The following is a 19,596-nucleotide window of genomic DNA, read 5'->3' on the forward strand; positions in this document are numbered from 1 at the left end:
CTCCTCAGAACCGGCGGGTGAGGTCGAGCGCCCCGACCCAGCGCTTGTACTGGCGGACGGAGAACTTCTGGTATTCGACCACGTTGTAGACGTAGCTGCCGTCGGCGACGCGGCGCTCGGCCTCTTCGAACTCCTCGACCGTGCAGGGCACGAACTTCACCCGGTCGCCGGGGCGGAACAGGCAGATCGAGTGCTCGAACACGTCGAAGCGCTTCTCCGGGTCCCAGATCGGCACCGGGATGCGGCCGAAGATCTGGTAGCCGCCGGGCAGATGCTCGGGGTAGATCGCGGTCGAGGCGCCGCCCATCCCGACCGTGCCCTTGGGCGTCCAGGTCCGCGGCGGGTTGTATTTCGGCGCGGTCAGCTTGCAGCGCGGGTCCAGCGCCATCATGAAGGGCAGGCCGGGCCAGAAGCCCAGCGCCGCCACCCAGTATTCGGTACCGGAATGCACCCGGACGAACTGCTCCACGTCCGACAGCCCGTTCAGCTCGGCCACGAATTCGGGGTCGGTCTGCTTCGGCGCGATCTTGGCGATGTAGTCCTGCACGCACTCCCGGGTCCAGGGGTCGAGATAGACGGTCGGGAAGTAGAAGATCCTGCTTTCCAGCTCGATGTCGTCGGACGAGCCGAGGGCGGCGATCAGCCGCTCCAGCTCGCGCGACAGGTCGGCGTAGGAGATCTCGTCCGGCTCGTAATGGATCAGCATCGAGGCGAAGCAGGGCGCGGTCTCGATCACCCCCTTGGTCTTCTGCTCGGCGATGGCGGTGGCCAGGCCCTGGGCCATGAAGTTCAGCTCGAGATTCATCTCGTTGCCGAACTCGATCAGCAGGTAGCGGTCGCCGCCCGGCCGGAACTCTGGTCTGTCGTAGATCATCCCTGTCTCCCTGCCGGTTCTCGCATCAGCCGATCAATTCAGCCTTGTGGGTGTCGACGAAGCTGGTGGTGGTGCGCCCCGCGCGGAAGGCGGGGTGGCCGATGGTGCGCGCCAGGAACGGCGCGTTGGCCACCAGCCCCTCGACCTCCACCCGCGCCAGCGCCGCCAGCATCCGGGCGATGGCGGCGTCGCGGTCCGCGCCATGGGCGATGATCTTGGCGATCATCGGATCGTAGAACGGCGTCACCGCATCGCCCTGGCGCACGCCGGTGTCGACCCGGATGCCCGCCATGCCCTCCGGCAGCACCAGCCGGGCCAGCGTGCCGGGCTGGGGCAGGAACATCCTGGCCGGGTTCTCGGCATAGAGCCGGCATTCGATGGCGTGGCCGGACTGGCGGATGTCCTCCTGGCGCAGCGCCAGGGCCTCGCCGGCGGCCAGCCGCAGCTGCAGCCCCACCAGGTCCAGGCCGGTCACCGCCTCGGTGACGGGGTGTTCGACCTGGATCCGGGTGTTCATCTCCAGGAAGAAGAAGCCCTGGCTGTCGTCATCGACCACGAATTCGATGGTGCCGGCGCCGCGATAGCGCACCGCCTCGGCCAGGGCCACCGCCGCCGCCGTCATCCGGGCGCGGGTGGCGGCGGAGATGCCGGGCGAGGGGCTTTCCTCGACGATCTTCTGGAACCGGCGCTGGATCGAGCATTCGCGCTCGAACAGGTGCACCGCGCGGCCGTCGCCGAAGCCGAAGACCTGGACCTCGACATGCCGGGCGTTGCGGACATAGCGCTCCAGGAACACCGTGCCGTCGCCGAAGCTGCGCGCCGCCATGCCCTGGGTCGCCTCCGCCACCTTGCGCAGATCGGCCGGGGCGTCGACCACGCGCATGCCGATGCCGCCGCCGCCGCCCGAGGCCTTGACCAGCAGCGGGAAGCCGACCGTGTCGCCGGCCGCCTCGATGCCCTCCAGGTCGCCCTCGGGGAAGCGCCGGCTGCCGGGCAGCACCGGCACGCCGGCGGCCTCGGCCAGGGCGCGGGCGCGGGCCTTGTCGCCCATCGCCTCGATCGACTCCGGCGTCGGCCCGACCCAGGTCAGCCCGGCCTCCACCACGGCCCGTGCGAAGCCCTCGTTCTCGGCCAGGAAGCCGTAGCCGGGATGGACGGCATCGGCGCCGGTGGCGCGCGCCGCGGCCAGGAGGGCGTCGATCTTGAGGTAGCTCTCGGCCGGCTTGGACGGTCCGATGCGCACCGCCTCGTCGGCCAGGGCGGTGTGCATCGCGCCGGCGTCGGCGTCGGAATGGACCGCGACGGTCGCCAGCCCCAGCGCCCGGGCGGCGCGGATGATGCGGCAGGCGATCTCGCCGCGATTGGCGATCAGGAGCTTGTTCATGGCCGGTTGTTCATGGCTGGCGGCGCCTCACGCCGCGCGCAGATACGGGCCGATGGCGTCGCGCACCGCGCGCGCCACCTCGACCGCGTTCGGCGTGTCGGAATGGATGCAGATCGATTCCGGCCGCACCGCGATGTCCTGGCCGCCCAGCGAGGTCACCTTGCCCTCGGCCAGGGCGCGCAGCGACCGATCCGCCGCGCGCTGGGGGTCGACGATGCCGCGCGACCGCACGATCACCAGGTAGCCATCGTCGCCATAGTCGAGGTCGGCATAGAACTCCGACACCAGGCGATGGCCGCGGCTCTGATACACCGTCTCGTGCAGCGTCCCGACCATGCCCAGCAGCGGCACCCGGAACACGTCGGCCGCGTCGCAGATGGCGTGCGCCACATGCTCCTGCTGCGCCGCCATGCCGTACAGGGCGCCATGCGGCTTGATGTGGTTCAGCCGCATGCCCTCGGCCTCCAGGAAGCCCTTCAGCGCACCGATCTGGTAGATGATGCAGTTGGCCAGCTCCTCGCGGCCGATCTTCATCTCGCGCCGGCCGAAGCCCTGCAGGTCGGGCAGCGACGGATGGGCGCCGACCCTGACGCCGTGCCGGCCGGCCAGCTGCACCGTGTGGCGCATGTGGTTGAAGTCGGAGGCATGGAAGCCGCAGGCGACATTGGCGACCGAGATCAGCGGCATCAGCGCGTCGTCGTCGCCCATGCGGTACAGGCCGAAGCCCTCGCCCATGTCGCAGTTGATCTCGGTCATGCCGGGTCGGTCCTCGCCTGGGTCAGGGGGTGGGGCGCGGGGCAGGGGGCGGGCAGGGCACGGCGGTGCCCGGGCGCGGCGCACGCATAAAGGCCTCTCTGTCTGGATCCGGCCGGCTGCGAGCCTCGGGGGCCCGTCATTGGGAACGCCTGGACCGGTTGTGGCCACCAGCATTGCCCGGCGCGGCGGCCCTGTGAAATAGTATCTTCTTCTGAGCGATATCTGATTTTCAGATATCGGTCGGCGTCGGGCCGCAGGGGATGGCATGGGCTTCTCGTTTCGCCAGGTACGCTACTTCATCGCCGCGGCGGAGCTGGGCCAGGTCAGCCACGCGGCGGTCGAGCTCAACGTCTCGCAATCCGCGGTCACGGCGGCGATCAAGCAGCTGGAGGACCTGCTCGGCACCCGGCTGCTGGTCCGCCACGCCAGCGGCGTGTCGCTGACCCTGGAGGGCGCGCGCTTCCTGCCCCAGGCCCGGGCCATCGCCGCCGCGGTGGCCGAGGCGATGCGGGTTTCGGGCGAGGCGGCGACGGTCGAGGGGCGGGTGCGCGTCGGCGTCTCCTACACCATCGCCGGCTATTTCCTGCCGCCCTACCTCGCCCGGTTCCGCCGCGCCTATCCCGGAGTGACGGTCGAGCTGCGCGAGACCCACCGCACCGCGATCGAGGACGGGCTGGTGCGCGACGAGCTCGACCTCGCGGTGATGCTGACCTCCAACCTCGAGAACACCGACCAGCTGCGCTGCGAGACCCTGTTCCGCTCCGCCCGCCGCCTCTGGCTGCCGGTCGACCATCCCCTGCAGAAGGCGGAGCGGGTTTCGCTGGCCGATGTGGCGCGCGAGCCCTACATCATGCTGACGGTCGACGAGGCGGCCTTCACCGCCAAGCGCTATTGGGACCGCACGCCGCACCAGCCCAACGTGATCTTCCAGACCTCGTCGGTCGAGGCGGTCCGGTCGATGGTCGCGGCCGGGATGGGGGTGACCATCCTGTCCGACATGGTCTACCGGCCGTGGTCGCTGGACGGGCAGCGCATCGACAAGCGGGCGCTGGCGGAGGAGGTGCCGACCATGGATGCCGGCCTGGCCTGGAAGCGCGACCTGGTGGCCAGCCCGGCGGTGCGCGCCTTCCGCGACCATCTCGGCCTGGCGTTCCGCACCCCGATCGCTGCCGCCGCTCCTTGAGCAGGGCGGAGCCCCGTCTCACCCGGCCGTCAGCTCCGACCAGCGGCGGGCGAGGTAGTTGTGCTCGTCCATCACGGTGTTCCACACCGCGATGCGGCTGGCGCGCCGCCAGTAGGAGCCGCCGGAGCGCACGGCGCCAGCCTTCACCGCCACCCGCCCGTCGGTGCCCTCCAGATCCTTGGCCGCCGGCTTGCCCTCGTACCAGTAGTCCCATTCCGCCGGGTCCAGGAACGGGCGCACCCGCTTGGGGATCGACATGTAATAGCCCTGCCGGGCCATCACCGCCCCGGGCCAGCCGGCCAGCCACCAGTTCAGATAGGCATAGGCCACATCAAGCGCCCGGCCGGACAGCGGGGCGGCGATGCACAGGCCGCCATGCCAGGCGCGATAGCCCTCGCGCGGCGCCGCCTCGCGCACCGGCACGCCCAGGCCGGCCAGGGCGACCGCGGCCGGGGCCCAGCTGCTCTGGATCGCCGCCCGGTGGTCCACCATCAGGCGCTTGGCGTCGGCCATGGTCTGCCAGAAGCCGCAGAAATGGCCCTGCTGCTTGCGCGCGACCAGCAGGTCGATCAGCCGGTCGATCTCCGGCAGCGTCATGTTGCCGATGTCGGCGAAGCTGGCCTCGCCACGGGCCTGCGCCGCCAGCGCCGCGTCGAACACGCCGATCGCCGGCTCGTCGACCAAAGCGACCCGGCCGTGCCAGCGCTCGTCCAGCAGCCAGCCCCAGCTCTCGGTCTCGTAGGGCAGGCCGGGCGGCACCACCGTCGGGTCGTAGGCGAAGGCGTCGACGTTGTGCACCGCCGGCAGCATGCTGATGTGGCGCGACGGCTGCGGCCCCAGCGACCGGTCGGGCTGGACGTACAGCTTCTTCACCGGCGCGTCGCCATGGCCGATCATGGCGTCGGCGCCCAGCCGGCCGGTCTTGGTCAGGTCGTTGACCTCGCCCCAATGCTGGATGCGGGCGGTGTCGATCGGTTGGATCGCCTTCCAGAACCAGACGATGTCGAGGTTGTGGAAGCACTGGTCGTAGATGTCGAAGGCGCCGGGCTGGGTCGCCGCCTTCTGCTGGGCCCTGAGGAAGTCGAGGGTCTCATAGCGGATGGTGATGCCGAGATCGGCCTCGGCCCGCTCGCGGATGCTATCCAGCAGGGTGATCTCGGTGCCCAGGACGCGCAGATGCGGCCGGCCCTCGGTGTGGACCGCCGGCGTGCTCAGAACGGTGTCGGCTGCGTCCGCGGCCATGGTCTTTCCCTCGGGCGAAACCGGTATAGAAGCGGATTTGCTGGCGCCTGACCAGCGCGGCGCAGCGGCTGCCGTTGCCAGTCACGCGGTCACGCCAGGACCGGCGCGACCGTGGCGAAGGCGGCCTGGAAGGCGGCGAAGGACTGTTCGATCTCGGCCCTCGAGATGCCGCGGGTGATGAACACCAGCCGCGACCGCCGGTCCCCGTCCGGCCAGGCGTCGAGATGCGACGGCGCATGCACGATGTGCTGGGCGCATTGGACCACCACCGGGGTGGCGACGCCGGCGACGTTCAGCAGGCCCTTCACCCGCAGCACGTCGTCGCCGCGGCTGTGCAGCAGCAGGGTCAGCCAGATGCCGAACACGGTCCAGTCGACCCGGTCCTCGACCTCCAGGACGAAGGCCGCGATGGTGCGGTCGTGCCGGTTGACGTCGTGCTCGTGGCGGTGCCAGGCGGCGCTGCCGGTCCAGCGTGCCATGTCGAACCAGCGGCGGATCTCGGCCGGCTTGGTCGCCGGGTCGAAGGCGTCGCTGCCGATCAGGATCTCCGCCGCCGGCGGCGCGTTGGCCGACCGCCACAGCGGCGCCGCCGGGTTCAGGGCGGTCAGCCGCGCCTCCAGCGCCGCCACCGCCTGCGGCGCGGCCAGGTCGGTCTTGGTCAGCAGGATGCGGTCGGCCACCGCCGCCTGCTTCGCGGCTTCCGGCTGGCGGTCCAGCTGCATCGCGCCGTTCACGGCGTCGACCGTGGCGATGACGTTGCCCAGCCGGAAATGGTGCCGGATCACCGGCTCGCTCATCACCGTCGCCAGGATCGGGATCGGGTCGGCCAGGCCGGTGGTCTCGACGATCAGCCGGCCGAAGGCGGGAATGGCGCCGGCCTCGCGCCGGTCGTACAGGCCGCGGATGGCGCGGCCGAGGTCGCCGCGGATGGTGCAGCAGATGCAGCCGCTCTGCATCAGCACCACGTCCTCGTCCACCATCTGCAGCAGGTGGTGGTCCAGCCCGACCTCGCCGAACTCGTTGATCAGCACGGCGCAGCCGGCGAAGGCCGGGTCGGCCAGGATGTGGCGCAACAGCGTGGTCTTGCCGCTGCCGAGGAAGCCGGTCAGGACGTTGACGGGAATGGGCCCGGTCATCGCGGGCCTTCCCCGATCCGGGCCAGGAGGGCAGGGTCGAGCGGGTCGATCGGCCGGCCCAGCATCTGCGCCGCCGCCGCCCACACCGCCGGCAGCGCGTCGACGATCTCGCGCCGGCCGGTGGCGCCGCTCAGCACGAAGGCGCTGCCCTGCCAGTCGTCGAGGCGCAGCCCGTACAGGCCGAGGATGCGGTTGGCCGCGGCGGCGCGGTGCAGCCGCTCGGCCCGCCGGGTGCGGGCGGCACCGAACACCTCGGGCCGCGCCGATTCCGCCGTCCAATGCTCCTCGCCGCCCAACACGCCGCAGACGCCGCACATGGTGAACCCTTCCTTCTCAATCGACGGCAAGGCCAACCCAACTGTCATGCCACGGCTTGACCGTGGCATCCAGGGGCGGCCAGAGCGGCTCTTCGTGGCCCCTGGATTGCCCGGTCAAGCCGGGCAATGACAGTATGGGAGAAGGCGTCTCAGGGTCACTTCTTCCGCGGGTTCCGCCGCGCGAAATCATCGGCCATCTCGTCCATGGTCACGAAGCGCACACCGGGGTGCTTGATCATGTGGGCGTACAGCCGCTCCAGCATCATCAGCACCTGGGGCCGGCCGGCGACGTCGGGGTGGATGGTGATCGGGAACACGGCGTAATCGTATTCGCGGTAGACCCAGTCGAACTGGTCGCGCCACATCTCCTCGATCTGCCGCGGGTTCACGAAGCCGTGGCTGTTCGGCGACTTCTTGATGAACATCATCGGCGGCAGGTCGTCGAGGTACCAGCTGGCCGGGATCTCGATCAGGTCGGTCTCGACGCCGCGCTGCAGCGGCACCATCCAGTCGCTCGGCTTCTTGGCGAAGTCGATCTTGGTCCATTTGTCGCCGACGCGGACGTAGTAGGGCTCGAAATCCTTGTGCATCAGCGAGTGGTCGTACTTGATGCCCTTCTTCAGCAGCAGCTCGTTGCTGACCGGGCTGAACTCCCACCACGGCGCGACATAGCCGGTCGGCCGGCGGCCGGACAGCTGGGTCACCAGCTCGATGCACTTGTCGAGGACCTCCTCCTCCTGCGCCGGGGTCATGGCGATCGGGTTCTCATGGCTGTAGCCATGGATGCCGATCTCGTGCCCGGCCGCGGCCACCGCCGCCATCTGCTCCGGGAAGGTCTCGATCGAATGGCCGGGGATGAACCAGGTGGTCTTGATGCCGAAGCGCTCGAACAGCTTCAGCAGGCGCGGGCTGCCGACCTCGCCGGCGAACAGGCCGCGCGAGATGTCGTCCGGCGAATCCTCGCCGCCATAGGAGCCGAGCCAGCCGGCCACGGCGTCGACGTCCACGCCGAAGCCGCACAGGATCTCTTTCGCCATCAGGGTCTCCTCCTCTTGCTGGGCTGCGCCGTCACGCGGCGGCCCGGATCACCGTCGCCTCGGCGGGTCGCCAGCCGAGCACGACCTCGGCGCTGGACCAGCCGGCGGCGTATTTGTCGACATGGCTCTCGACCCCGATCTCGCGCCCGTCGGCGAGACCGATGGTCAGGTGCAGCGCGTGGCCGGTGACGGCCTGGCCGATCAGCCGGCCGGGCAGGGTGTCGCCGTGCCCGGCCAGGGCGGCGGCATCGCCGGCGCCGGCCACGTCGATCGCCTCGGACGGCACCACCACCGCGGCGGCGTCGCCGACCGCGAGCGTCGGGTCGTTCAGGGTGCCGTGCAGCGGGCCGAAGCCGGTCCCGACCCGGGCCACGGCGCCGTCCCGCGCCTCCAGCCGCCCCGGCAGCACGGTGTTGCGGCCGATGAAGCGGGCGACGAATTCGGTCTGCGGCCGCCGGTACAGCTCCTCGGGCGGGCTGATCTGCTCCACCCGGCCGCGGTTCATCACCACGATGCGGTCCGACAGCGCCAGCGCCTCGGACTGGGCATGGGTGACGAAGACGAAGGTGATGCCGATGTTCCGCTGGAGCAGCTTCAATTCGGCCTGGATCGACTTGCGCAGATTGGCGTCCAGCGCGCCCAGCGGCTCGTCCAGCAGCAGGATGTCGGGCTCGACCACCAGGCCGCGGGCCAGGGCGGTGCGCTGGCGCTGGCCGCCGGACAGGCCGGCGCTGCGGCGCTCGGCGATGTCGGCCAGGTCCAGCACCTGCATCATGCGGTCGGCCTTGGCCCGGCGCTCCGCCGCCGGCAGCCCCTTCACCCTGAGACCGTATTCGATGTTGTCGCGCACGGTCATGTGCGGGAACAGGGCGAAGTTCTGGAAGATGGTCGAGGTCGGGCGCCGCTCGGGCGGCAGGTCGTTGATCCGCCGCCCGCGCACCAGCACGTCGCCGGCGCTGATGCCCTCGAAGCCGGCGATCATCCGCAGCGTCGTGGTCTTGCCGCAACCGGAGGGGCCGACGAAGGAGATGAATTCCCCCTTCGTCGCGCGCAGGTCGAAGTCGATCACGGCCGGCGTGCCGTCCGCATAGGTCTTGCCGACGCGAACCAGTTCGAGATCGTAGGTCACCTTGCGTCCCCTCGGTCTGCTGCCCGTCTCATGCCGTCGAGCCTATGAAATGATCGTCATCCCCGCGAAAGCGGGGATCTCGTCGCGCTATGGCCGGATGGAGATTCCCGCTTTCGCGGGAATGACGATGTGAGAAGAGAGGGTTGTGAAGAAGCCATCTCATCATTGGCTCGTCGGATCAGGCGCTCAGGAACTCGTCCCATTTCTGGATGACGTAGTCGTACTGGTCCGGCCACTGGTGCCAATAGGCGACATGGCCGGCCCGGGTCTCCAGCGACCCGCCATCGCGCAGGTCGCCCTCCTTGATGCCGCGGTCGGGGGCGCCGACCCAGGGCTTGCCCTCGTACCAGAAGCCGTACTTCTCCGGCGCCATCACCGATTTGATGTTGGTGGTGGGCGAGTAGTAGCCCTGCTCGGACACCGCGATCGCCGGCGGGCCGGACAGCCAGTAGTCGGCATAGGCCGTCACCGCCGCCTGGTTGGGCGAGCTGGCGATCAGCGACACGCCGATCGCCCAGGCGCGGTAGCCTTCCTTCGGCACGGCGTAGCGGCAGGGCTTGCCCTGCGCCTTCACCGCCATCACCGCCGGCTGCCAGGCGTCGCACACCACCATCTCGCCCGAGGCCATCAGGTTGACCAGCTCGCCGAAATCGCCCCACAGCGCGCGGAACTGGCCGTCCTTCTTCTTGGACACCAGGAACTTCATGGCCTCGTCGATCTCGGCCTGGCTCGGGTTGCCGGGGTTGACGACCTGCGACAGCCCCAGCGTGTTCATCGCCATGATGGCCTGGCCCAGCGCGATCAGCGGATCGGTGTTCAGGCCGGACCGGCCCTTGAACTTCGGGTCGAAGATCGCGGTCCAGGTGTTGGCTTCTTCGTCGGACAGCACCGACGGGTTGTAGCCGATCGAATCGTAGTTGTAGACCGCCGGCACCATCCACAGCTCGGTCTGCGCCTCGTCCTTCCAGATCTGGCCGACGATCTGGGCGCCGCGGGCCCATTTCGGGTCCGGCTTGGTGAAGGTGTCGCGGATATTGGCCCAGTTCTTCAGGCCCGAGGCTGGGATGGCGGTGACGTTGTTGGTCTGCACCACCGACGGCAGCCGCTCGCCGATCACCTCCCAACAGTCGTAGTCGGTGGCGCCGGACAGGATCTTGGTCTGGGCGTCGGGGAAGGTCGCCGCCGTGCCCTGGGTGCTGCCGACGCCGGAGGCGGTCTTGAAATCGGCCAGGATGCGGTCCTGCACCGTGACCGACAGGCCGATGGTGCGCAGCTGCTCCTTCGCCAGGGCAGCGGCCTGGGCATAGGCGCTGCGCGAGTCCAGGAACGGCGTGCCGCCGCCCATCGCCAGCGCCGCGGCGCCGACCGTGCCCTGCAGGACCTGCCTGCGGCTCAATGCGGGGATCTGTGCCATGTGATGCTCTCCCGTTCTGATGAAACCACCCGAAGCCGGCCCTTCTGCGGGGCCGTCAACACGTCGTGTTCAGTAGCGTCCGACCAAGAGCCCGCCGTCGACGACGATGGTCTGGCCGGTGATGTAGCGGGCCGCCGGCGAGGCCAGGAACAGCGCCACGTCGGCGATGTCGTCCGGCTCGCCGACCCGGCCCATGGGGATGAAGGACGCCGCCCTCTCCAGCCCGTCGGGGCCCAGCGAATGCTCGCGCGACAGGGCCTGGGCGGTGCGGATGTAGCCGGGGGCGATGCCGTTGACCCGGATGCCGCTGCGCGCCAGCTCCACCGCCAGGCCGCGGACCAGCCCGACCACACCGGATTTGGCGGCGGAATAGTGCACGTGCTCGTCCCAGCCATAGGCCACGCCCATGATCGAGGACAAGGCGACGATCGACCCCTGGCCGCGGGTGCGCATGCCGGGCAGGGCGGCGCGGACCACGCGGAAGATGCCCTTCAGGTCGATGTCGAAGGTCTGGTCCCATTTGGCATCGGTCATCTGCGACAGCGGCACCCGATGGGCGATGCCGGCATTGGCGACCAGCGCCTCCAGCGCGCCGTGGCGGGCCTCGACATCGGCGACCACGGCGTTGACCCGGTCGGTGTCGGTGACGTCGAGGGCCAGGAACTCGCCGCTGCCGCCGGCGTCGCCGATCGCCTTGGCGGTGGCGCGGCCCTCGGCCTCGAGGATGTCGGTGACGACCACGTGGTGGCCGGCGGCGGCGAAGGCCAGCGCCGTGGCGCGCCCGATGCCGATGCCGGCCCCGGTGATCAGGGCAACCTTGCGGGTCATGATTTCTCCTGGCCTCCTACAGCATCACGTCGCCGGAATTGGGTCCCAGCGTCTGGCCGACATAGATCCGGGCGGCGGGGGAGGCGAGGAAGGCCACGGTCTCGGCCACGTCCTCCGGCGCGCCGAAGCGTCCGAGCGGCAGCTGCGCCCGCTTCGCCGCCCGCCACTCCTCAGACAGGTTCCGCACCAGCTCGGTCTCTATCGGCCCCGGCGCCACCGCGTTGACCCGCACGCCGCGGCCGCTGACCTCGCGCGCCAGCGCCTTGGTCAGGCCGATGATCCCGGCCTTGGCGGCGCTGTAATGGACCAGGTCGACGCCGCCGATCTGGCCCAGCTGCGAGGCGATGTTGACGATGGCGCCGTCGCCGGCCGCCAGCATCGCCGGGATCGCGGCGCGGCAACACAGGAAGGTGCCGCGCAGATGCACCGCGATCATCCGGTCCCAGTCGGCCACATCAAGCGCTTCGAAGGGCGACTGGTGGACATGGCCGGCGTTGTTGACCAGCAGGGTGCAGTCGCCGAAGGCCTCGCGGGCGGCGGCGAAGATCCGCTCCACCGCGTCGGCGTCCGAGACGTCGGCCCCGACCGCCTCGGCCCGGCCGCCGGCGGCCCGCAGCGCCGCGGCCACAGCTTCGGCCCGGTCGGCGCGCAGGTCGTTGACCAGCACCGCCGCGCCCGCGGCCGCCAGCCGCTCCGCGATCGCCTTGCCGATGCCGCTGGCGGCGCCGGTGACGACGGCGATGTGGTCGCCCAGCGCCGTCATCGCAGCTCCTCCTGGATCGCGACGCGCTTGGCCCGGCGGACCGACAGCGCCATCAGGATCCCGTAGACGGCGAGCAGGGCGAAGGAGAACAGCGTGGTCAGCACCCCGAAGGCGAAGATGTTGGGATGGATCTCGACCGAGAAGGTGCCGTAGATCGTCAGCGGCAGGGTCTGGTCGCCGCCCGCCGTGAACAGGGTGCGCGGGAACTCGTCGTAGCTCAGGGTGAAGGCGAACAGCATCGCGCTCAGCACGCCCGGGAAGATCAGCGGGAAGGTGATCTTGCGGAAGGTGCGGATCGGGCTGACGCCGAGGCTCCAGGACGCCTCCTCGATCGACCGGTCGAAGCGGTTGAAGATCGCCAGCATCACCAGGAAGGCGAAGGGGAAAGTGTAGACCACATGGGTGACGAAGGACGTGCCCCACCAGGTGCGCGGGATGCCCAGGCTGTTGGCGACCAGCGCCACGCCCAGCCCGACCAGCACGCCCGGCACCATCATGCCCAGCACGATCAGGTAGAACACCACGCCCGACCCGCGGAAGCGTGAGCGGAAGGCCTGGGCCGACAGGGTGCCCAGCACGGTCGCCGCGACCATGGTCATGAAGGCGAGGGAGAGCGAGCGGACCAGGGCGTTGCCGAGCTGCAGCGGCGCCACCCGCGACGGCGGCGCCCAGCCGAACAGGTGCTGGTACCAGTAGGTCGACCATTCGATGATCGGGAATTGCGGCCCGCCCTCGGGCCCGGACTGGAAGCTCAGCGTCGCCAGCACCGCCAGCGGGCCGTAGAGGAAGACGATGAACAGCGCCGTGAACCCCATCAGCGCGATGCGGAGAAGCGGCTGCCCCTGCATGGCCTAGAGCTCCTTCCGCAGGTCGACCAGGCGCAGCAGGCCTGCGATCACCACGCCCATCACCACCGTCAGGATCACCCCGACCACCGCGGCGAAGGCCCATTTCAGCGACCCGACCTGGGTGACGATGATGTTGCCGAGCATGTTGACCTTGCGGCCGGACAGGGCGGCCGCGGTGGCGAACTCGCCCAGCACCATGACCGAGACGAAGATCGCGCCGACGATCACGCCGGGCAGGCTCAAGGGCAGGATCACGGTGCGGAAGATGCGGCCGGTGCCGGCGCCCAGGTCCCGCGCGGCCTCGATCAGGCTCGGCTCGATGCGCGACAGCATGAAGGCGATCGGCCCGACCATGAACACGACATAGATCTGGGTCATGCCGATGACGACGCTGAGCTCGGTGAACAGGAGGCCGCCGATCGGCTCCGCGATCACCCCCAGCTTCATCAGCAGGATGTTGACCGCGCCCTCGGTGCCCAGCATCGGCCGCCAGGCCAGGATGCGGATCAGGAACGAGGTCCAGAACGGCACCACGCAGACCACCAGCAGGATGGTCTGGACGGTCTTGTTGCGCACGAACAGGCCGATGTAGAGCGCGACCGGATAGCCCAGCGCCAGCGTGGTCGCCAGCACGATCAGCCAGATCCGGACCGTGGTCCACAGCGCCGACAGATAGGTCGAGGTGCCGAAGAAGCTGGCCCAGTTCTGCAGGGTCAGCACCGGCTCGATGGTGAAGGTCTTCTGGGTCCAGAAGCTGACATAGACCATCATCGCGATCGGGATCACGAGGAAGGCCGTCATCCACAGGGCGCCGGGGGCCGCCAGCAGGGCCGCGACCCGCCATCCGGTGCGGCCCCGGGCGGTCCGGGCCGGCGCCGCCTTGGTCATGGTCATCTCCGCTTCGATCGTCATCGCGCGCCCCCTCAGCCCGGGAACACGAGGGCGTCGGCCGCCGGCCAGCGCAGCGCGTAGCGGCGCCCGGCCTCGAAGCTCCTCGGCCGGCGGTGGCTGAGATGGTATTCGACCTCGACCGGCCGGCTGCCGGCGACGTCGAACAGGTAGGTCACCCGGGCGCCGGAATACTCGCCGGCAATGAAGCGGCCGGCGATGCCGGTCTCGCCCGGCCCGGCCGGCGCCTCGCCCTCCGCGACCGTGACCTTGTCGGCCCGGATGCAATAGGCGGCGGCCCCCGTGGCGGCCGCGCCGGGCAGGGGCAGGGCGGCATCGGTGAAGCGGAAGGCGCCGTCGCCGACAATGCCCTGGAAGATGTTGTAGCAGTTGAGGAAGCGCGCGACCCGGACCGAGCCGGGTTGGTTGTACAGGGTCTGCGGCGGGCTGATCTGGGCGATCCGGCCCTGGTCCAGCACGGCGACCCGGCCGCCCATCGCCAGCGCCTCCTGCTCGTTGCCGGTGACATGCAGGAAGGTTCCGCCGAGCTGGGACTGGATGCGCTTCAGCTCGATCATCATGCGCTCGCGCAGATTGGCGTCGAGTGCGCCGAGCGGTTCGTCCAGCAGCACGATCTTGGGGTCGGCCACAAGGGTGCGGGCCAGGGCGACGCGCTGCTTCTGCCCGCCCGAGACCTGGCTGACGGCGCGGGCGCCGAGGCCGGTCAGGCCGAGCAGCTCCAGCGCCTCCGCGACCCGGCGCCGGATCTCGGCCTCGTCGGTCACCGGGCTGCGGCTGCGATTGCGCAGGCCGAAGCCGACATTGTCGGCGACGCTCATATGCGGGAACAGGGCGAAGCCCTGGAACACGAAGCCGATGCCGCGCTCATGCGCCGGCATCGCCAGGATCGAGCGGCCGTCCAGCCGCACGTCGCCGGCATCCGGCGTCTCGAAGCCGGCGATCACCCGCAGCATGGTGGATTTGCCCGAGCCGCTGGGGCCGAGGATGGAGATGTATTCGCCGGCGCCGACCGCCAGCGACAGATCGGCCAGCGCCGCCGCGCCGCCATAGGATTTGGCAATGCCGCTCAGTTCCAGGAGCAGTGTCATGCGTCCCGAGTCTCCCAAGCCTGTCCCAGGCCCCGGCGCCCCATCCGCGTCGTTCGGCGATGCCGCTGCGGGATGGTCGACGTCTCGGCCTGACCAGACGGTAGTCAAAAATGATTTCGGTATGCAATAGTCTTTTTGAGGCGAGCGGAGATTTGCCGAATGGCCGGTTCCGGGTCAAAATCGCACTGGAATATGGGGATGCTCAGGATTCGGGCGGGCCGTGATGCGTCCTGAGGCGAATTGGGTATGCGATAGTCATTTTCTGCCGGTGCCTGCCTGCCCGATGGGCGGCCGCCTCTTGCGCCCGGCCGCGCATGGCGCCATCAGAGAGATCGGGACGCGACCACCGGGACGACCGACATCGAGACGCTGCGGCATTCCATGACGGATATGGCGACGGACACGGCGACCAACGCGTCCCCTCCACGGCTCTATGAGATCGTCGACCGCGCACTGCGCGCGGCGATCGGGGAGGGGCGCCTGCCCGAGGGGCTGGTGCTGCTGGAAGGCCCGATCGCCGAGATCTTCCAGACCAGCCGCGCCCCGGTGCAGCGGGCCCTGGCCCGGCTGGAAGCCGAAGGGCTGATCCATCGCTTCGAGGGCCGGGGCTTCCTGGTCGGGCCGGAGGCGGCCGGCCCGGCGCCGCTGCGGGCCGACATCCGCGGCTTCGGCCTGGACGCGCCGGAGGAAATCGACGAGGCGCTGCAGTCCCGCGCGTCGTGGGAACGGATCTACGCCGTCGCCGAGCGCCAGGTCGCCTCCTGCCTGGTGTTCGGCCGCTACCGCATCGTCGAAGCCGAGATGGCCGACCATTTCGGCGTCAGCCGCACCGTGGTGCGCGACGTGCTGGGCCGGCTGCAGGAGCGCGGGCTGATCGAGAAGAACCCCAGCTCGCACTGGATCGCAGGGCCGCTGACGGCCCGGGCGATCCGGGAGCTGTACGAGATGCGCCGCCTGCTCGAACCGCCGGCCCTGGTCAGCGCGGCGCCGACGCTGCCGCGGGAGGTGATCGCGGGCATGCTGGAGCGGCTGCGCCAGGCCGAGGCCGCCGGGCCGAAGCCGGAGACCATGGACGCGATCGAGGAGGATCTGCACGTCCGCTGCGTGCTGGCGACGCCGAATGCGCGGCTGGCCGACGCGCTGCGCCACAACCAGCTGCCGCTGCTGGCCACCCACGCCTTCACCCGGTCGCTGGGCATCGCCGACGACCAGCCGATCCTGGCCGAGCACCGGATGGCGCTCGAGCTGCTGGCGCAGGAGGCCTGGCCGGCCGCCGCCGCGGTGCTGGAGACGCACCTGCTGGCGGCCGAGCGCCGCGCCATCGCCCGGCTCAAGACCCTGGCGGTGATCCCGGGCCCGACCAACCTCGCGCCTTACCTCACCAAGACCTCCGATCACGCGTGAGGGCTTCGGCCGATCGGTTTGTTGCGGTTGTCGTGAAAAACGGCATGACGTCATTGCTGCGTAGCGTATGCTTCTCATATATGCTGATGTAGCAAACACAACACAGCCTGTTCCGCAGACATGACAGCGACAGCCAGACCGACCCCATCCAGCTTTGACGAGCTGGTCGACACGGCACTGCCGGGCCTGACGCCCGCCGAGCAGCGGATGGCGCGCTTTTTCGTCGAGCAGAAGGAGGCGGTGCTGCTCGCCTCCGCCGCGCAGATCGCGGCGGAGGCGGGAACCAGCGATGCGACCGTGGTCCGCACCGCGCGGTCGCTCGGCTTCGAAAGCCTTTCGCATCTGCGCGAAACGCTCTTGTCCCATCTGACCGGCTCGACGCCTGGCGGTCGGCTGCGCCGCACTCTGGAAGAGACGGGCGACGATGCCGGCGCGGCCCTCCGCCACGTCCTCACCACGCATCGCGAGGCGTTGGAGGTGCTGGCGGCTCCCGAGGTCCAGGAATGCTTCGGGCGGGTCGTCGACGCCTTGTTCTCGGCCCGGCGCCGCTATGTCTTCGGCATCGGCCCGTCCGGCAGCCTGGCCGAATACGCCGCGCTGCAGTTCAACCGGATCGGACTGGCGACCGGTGTGCTCTCCGCCACCGGCATCGGCCTCGCCGACCAGCTGCTCGACGTCGGCGCCGGCGATGCGATCCTGATGATCGCCTACGCGCCGATCTACCGCGAGGTGGCGGTGACGCTCGACGTCGCAGACCAGGGCCGCGTCCCGGTGCTGCTGGTCAGCGACAGTCTCGGCCCCTTCGTCCACGGCCGCGTCGCCGAAGTGCTTCCCGTTCCCCGCGGGCGGGCCGGGCACCTCTCGATGCATGCGGGCACCCTGGTCCTGATCGAGGCGATGATCATCGCCCTGGCCGCGCGCGATCGCGACGCCGCCCTCGCCAGCCTGGAAATGCTCGGCGCCCAGCGCGGCAAGATCGACAAACTCTGGCTGAAGCGAGGGGCGAAGAAAACGCCATGACGGACATCACTGCCATCATCTCGACGGTGACCGCGGCCTTCCTCGGATCCTTCGTCGAGGTCGTCGAAGCCTTCACCATCATCCTCGCGGTCGGCCTGTCGCGAGGATGGCGGCCGGCCTTCGCCGGCACGGCGTTGGCTCTCATCGTGCTCGGGGCGCTGATCCTCGTCCTCGGGCCGCTGCTCGAGCTGGTCCCGATCGGACTGCTGCAGTTCGTGATCGGGACCCTGCTGATCCTCTTCGGCCTGCGCTGGCTTCGGAAGGCGATCCTGCGGGCCTCGGGCTTCATCGCATTGCGCGACGAGGAACGGGCCTTTGCGGCGGAGGCGGATCTGCTGAAGCGTCGCAGCGCCGAACGCCGGGCCGATGTCCTGGCGGGCGCCGCTGCCTTCAAGGCGGTGCTGCTGGAAGGCGTCGAGGTGGTCTTCATCGTGATCGCGGTCGGCGCCGGCCGCGGGATGACAGGCTATGCCAGCCTCGGCGCCGCCGCCGCCTGCCTCCTGGTGCTCGCCATCGGGCTGATCGTGCACAAGCCGCTGTCGCGGGTGCCGGAGAACACGTTGAAATTCGCCGTCGGCCTCCTGCTGACCTCCTTCGGCATCTTCTGGACCGGCGAGGGGCTCGGGGCCGGCTGGCCGGGTGCGGATCTCAGTCTTCTCGGCATCCTGGCGGTGGTCGCGATCGCCTCGCTCATGGCCACGCGGCTGCTGCGCTCGGTCCACAATTCACAGACGGGGGCGGCCATCCCATGAGTGTCATCCGGACCCTGATCGCCGAGTTCATCGGCTTGTTCATCGACGACGGGGCCTTGGCGCTGGCGGCGCTCGGGCTGATCGCCGCCATCGCGGCTGCCGTGCATTGGGCAGGCCTTCCTCCCCTTGGCGGCGGCATCCTTCTGCTGGTCGGCTGCCTCGGGATCCTCGCCGAAAGCCTGCACCGATTTGCCCGGAAGTGATCTCGCCGGCCCTTCGGCGCTTTCGATTCCCGTCGCAGAAGGCCGCCCGATCGCGCGGCGGATTGGAACCCCGGCGGATGCCACCGATGCAGGCGAGATTGCAATTTACCTGCAACATGGCCCTGCTGCGGGGAAAACAGGCTGGCTTTGCCACTGTCACGTTGATCTGCAACTCGACGGCAATTGACGCAATCTGAGCCGAAGTCATCATGGAGGATCGGCGGGGAGGGCGGTTGCCGGCCCGACGTCGCCCCCGGCCGTTCGGCGTCATGTGGACCGAGACGTGGACAGTGGACATGGATGAACGCTCGGGCCGACGACCGCAGGCCTACCGGGTGGCGCTGAGCCAGGAACGCATCGTCCTGGCGATCGCCGTGCTGATCTTCGCCGCCGCCGCGGTCGGGCTGCCGGGATTCCTGGCCCCCGACAACCTCATCGCCATTGTCCGCTCGGTCTCGGTGCTGGGCATCCTGGCGCTGGGCATGGGCCTCGTCATCATCGGCCGGGGCATCGACCTGTCGGCCGTCGCGGTGATGGCGATGTCGGTGGCCTGGTTCCTGCAGCTGCTCAACGGCGGCACCAGCGACGGCCTGGCCCTGGCCTACACCCTGGCGGCCGTGCTGTTCATCGGCCTGCTGAACGGCGTGCTGGTCGCCTATGCCGAGGTGCAGCCGATCTTCGTCACGCTGGCGACGGCGTCCTTCGTGTTCGGCTATGTCCGCTCGCAGGTGATCACCCAGGATGCGGTGCCGGTTCCATCAGGCCACTGGATCGAGCGGCTCGGCGGCCTGCGCATCGCCGACATCCCGGTCGAAGTCTTCATCTTCGCGATCCTCGCCCTCGCGGTGTCGCTGTTCCTGCGCCGCACCAAATGGGGCCGCTACGTCTACTTCGCCGGCGACAATCCGGCGGGCGCGCGCAACATCGGCGTCCCGGTCCGGCCGATGCTGGTGCTGCGCTACGTGATCTCGGCGCTGATCGCCTTCGTCGCCGGGCTGCTGACGGCGGCCAGCCTGCATTCGATCAACACCCGCATCGTCAACTCGTCGCTGCTCTACGACATCGTGCTGGTGGCGGTGATCGGCGGCATCGGGCTGTCGGGCGGCAAGGGCGGCGTGCGCAATGTGCTGATCGGGGCGGCGCTGGCCGGCATCCTGCTCAACACCATGACCATCATCGACATCCCGCTCTTGTACCAGAACCTGATCAAGGCGGGGATCCTGCTGGCCGCCATCATCGTCGACGGCATCCTCAACCCGCGCGACGAGCAGACGGCGCAGCAGGGCGACATCTGAAGCATCGCAGGCCC

The 19,596-nt window shown here is 69.7% G+C and carries 20 protein-coding genes; 6 read left to right on the forward strand and 14 right to left on the reverse strand.

Features of this window, described 5'->3' with window-relative positions; translation table 11 throughout:
• Positions 1 to 4: 4 nt before the first annotated feature.
• Genes E9232_RS27290 through E9232_RS27300 form a run of 3 tightly spaced genes read right to left on the reverse strand, consistent with a single transcriptional unit; the run spans position 5 to position 3,014 of the window.
• Positions 5 to 874, reverse strand: a complete 870-nt coding sequence (locus E9232_RS27290; protein ID WP_309799498.1) for a 5-oxoprolinase subunit B family protein — start codon at positions 872 to 874, stop codon at positions 5 to 7.
• A gap of 25 nt (positions 875 to 899) precedes the next feature.
• The gene (locus E9232_RS27295) at positions 900 to 2,258 is read right to left on the reverse strand and encodes an acetyl-CoA carboxylase biotin carboxylase subunit (RefSeq protein WP_309799500.1); all 1,359 of its coding nucleotides are present in this window, start codon (positions 2,256 to 2,258) and stop codon (positions 900 to 902) included.
• A 27-nt stretch (positions 2,259 to 2,285) separates the two neighbouring features.
• A complete protein-coding gene (locus E9232_RS27300; RefSeq protein WP_309799502.1) occupies positions 2,286 to 3,014 on the reverse strand; it encodes a LamB/YcsF family protein in 729 nt (242 codons plus the stop codon).
• A gap of 265 nt (positions 3,015 to 3,279) precedes the next feature.
• On the opposite strand from E9232_RS27300, the gene E9232_RS27305 reads away from it, so the two are divergent.
• The gene (locus E9232_RS27305) at positions 3,280 to 4,197 is read left to right on the forward strand and encodes a LysR family transcriptional regulator (protein ID WP_309799504.1); all 918 of its coding nucleotides are present in this window, start codon (positions 3,280 to 3,282) and stop codon (positions 4,195 to 4,197) included.
• 18 nt (positions 4,198 to 4,215) lie between these two features.
• Here the strand turns inward: E9232_RS27305 and E9232_RS27310 are convergent, their stop codons facing one another.
• The 11 genes from E9232_RS27310 to E9232_RS27360 form a co-directional block, all read right to left on the reverse strand.
• The gene (locus E9232_RS27310) at positions 4,216 to 5,439 is read right to left on the reverse strand and encodes an ABC transporter substrate-binding protein (protein ID WP_309799506.1); all 1,224 of its coding nucleotides are present in this window, start codon (positions 5,437 to 5,439) and stop codon (positions 4,216 to 4,218) included.
• Positions 5,440 to 5,528: 89 nt separating this feature from the next.
• Positions 5,529 to 6,575, reverse strand: a complete 1,047-nt coding sequence (locus tag E9232_RS27315) for a CobW family GTP-binding protein (RefSeq protein WP_309799508.1) — start codon at positions 6,573 to 6,575, stop codon at positions 5,529 to 5,531.
• The gene (locus E9232_RS27320) at positions 6,572 to 6,892 is read right to left on the reverse strand and encodes a hypothetical protein (RefSeq protein WP_309799509.1); all 321 of its coding nucleotides are present in this window, start codon (positions 6,890 to 6,892) and stop codon (positions 6,572 to 6,574) included. Before E9232_RS27320 ends, E9232_RS27315 begins: the two co-directional genes overlap by 4 nt.
• A 155-nt stretch (positions 6,893 to 7,047) precedes the next feature.
• Positions 7,048 to 7,929 (reverse strand): polysaccharide deacetylase family protein, encoded by an 882-nt coding sequence (locus tag E9232_RS27325; protein ID WP_309799511.1) that lies wholly within the window; start codon positions 7,927 to 7,929, stop codon positions 7,048 to 7,050.
• A gap of 31 nt (positions 7,930 to 7,960) precedes the next feature.
• A complete protein-coding gene (locus E9232_RS27330; protein WP_309799513.1) occupies positions 7,961 to 9,058 on the reverse strand; it encodes an ABC transporter ATP-binding protein in 1,098 nt (365 codons plus the stop codon).
• Positions 9,059 to 9,236: 178 nt separating this feature from the next.
• Positions 9,237 to 10,472 (reverse strand): ABC transporter substrate-binding protein, encoded by a 1,236-nt coding sequence (locus E9232_RS27335; RefSeq protein WP_309799516.1) that lies wholly within the window; start codon positions 10,470 to 10,472, stop codon positions 9,237 to 9,239.
• Between the two features lie 69 nt (positions 10,473 to 10,541).
• Positions 10,542 to 11,300 (reverse strand): SDR family NAD(P)-dependent oxidoreductase, encoded by a 759-nt coding sequence (locus tag E9232_RS27340; protein WP_309799518.1) that lies wholly within the window; start codon positions 11,298 to 11,300, stop codon positions 10,542 to 10,544.
• A gap of 16 nt (positions 11,301 to 11,316) precedes the next feature.
• Complete coding sequence (locus E9232_RS27345; protein ID WP_309799521.1) at positions 11,317 to 12,063, reverse strand: SDR family NAD(P)-dependent oxidoreductase; 747 nt, start codon at positions 12,061 to 12,063, stop codon at positions 11,317 to 11,319.
• Complete coding sequence (locus E9232_RS27350; RefSeq protein ID WP_309799522.1) at positions 12,060 to 12,911, reverse strand: ABC transporter permease; 852 nt, start codon at positions 12,909 to 12,911, stop codon at positions 12,060 to 12,062. Before E9232_RS27350 ends, E9232_RS27345 begins: the two co-directional genes overlap by 4 nt.
• A 3-nt stretch (positions 12,912 to 12,914) precedes the next feature.
• Entirely contained in the window at positions 12,915 to 13,823 is a 909-nt protein-coding gene (locus E9232_RS27355) for an ABC transporter permease (protein ID WP_309799523.1), read from the reverse strand.
• Positions 13,824 to 13,834: 11 nt separating this feature from the next.
• Positions 13,835 to 14,908, reverse strand: a complete 1,074-nt coding sequence (locus E9232_RS27360) for an ABC transporter ATP-binding protein (protein ID WP_309799525.1) — start codon at positions 14,906 to 14,908, stop codon at positions 13,835 to 13,837.
• Between the two features lie 381 nt (positions 14,909 to 15,289).
• Here E9232_RS27360 and E9232_RS27365 point away from each other — a divergent pair, with 381 nt between their 5' ends.
• From E9232_RS27365 to E9232_RS27385, 5 genes are all read left to right on the forward strand, one after another.
• Positions 15,290 to 16,312, forward strand: a complete 1,023-nt coding sequence (locus tag E9232_RS27365) for a GntR family transcriptional regulator (protein WP_309799527.1) — start codon at positions 15,290 to 15,292, stop codon at positions 16,310 to 16,312.
• A 120-nt stretch (positions 16,313 to 16,432) separates the two neighbouring features.
• The gene (locus E9232_RS27370) at positions 16,433 to 17,332 is read left to right on the forward strand and encodes a MurR/RpiR family transcriptional regulator (protein ID WP_309799529.1); all 900 of its coding nucleotides are present in this window, start codon (positions 16,433 to 16,435) and stop codon (positions 17,330 to 17,332) included.
• Complete coding sequence (locus tag E9232_RS27375) at positions 17,329 to 18,084, forward strand: COG4280 domain-containing protein (RefSeq protein ID WP_309799530.1); 756 nt, start codon at positions 17,329 to 17,331, stop codon at positions 18,082 to 18,084. Before E9232_RS27370 ends, E9232_RS27375 begins: the two co-directional genes overlap by 4 nt.
• Positions 18,081 to 18,287, forward strand: coding sequence for a hypothetical protein (locus tag E9232_RS27380; RefSeq protein WP_309799532.1), 207 nt, complete (start codon positions 18,081 to 18,083; stop codon positions 18,285 to 18,287). The genes E9232_RS27375 and E9232_RS27380 overlap by 4 nt, the downstream gene beginning before the upstream one ends.
• 296 nt (positions 18,288 to 18,583) lie before the next feature.
• Positions 18,584 to 19,582, forward strand: coding sequence for an ABC transporter permease (locus tag E9232_RS27385; RefSeq protein ID WP_309799534.1), 999 nt, complete (start codon positions 18,584 to 18,586; stop codon positions 19,580 to 19,582).
• Positions 19,583 to 19,596: the final 14 nt, after the last annotated feature.

This window comes from Inquilinus ginsengisoli (genome assembly GCF_031453975.1).
GTDB lineage: Bacteria > Pseudomonadota > Alphaproteobacteria > DSM-16000 > Inquilinaceae > Inquilinus > Inquilinus ginsengisoli_A.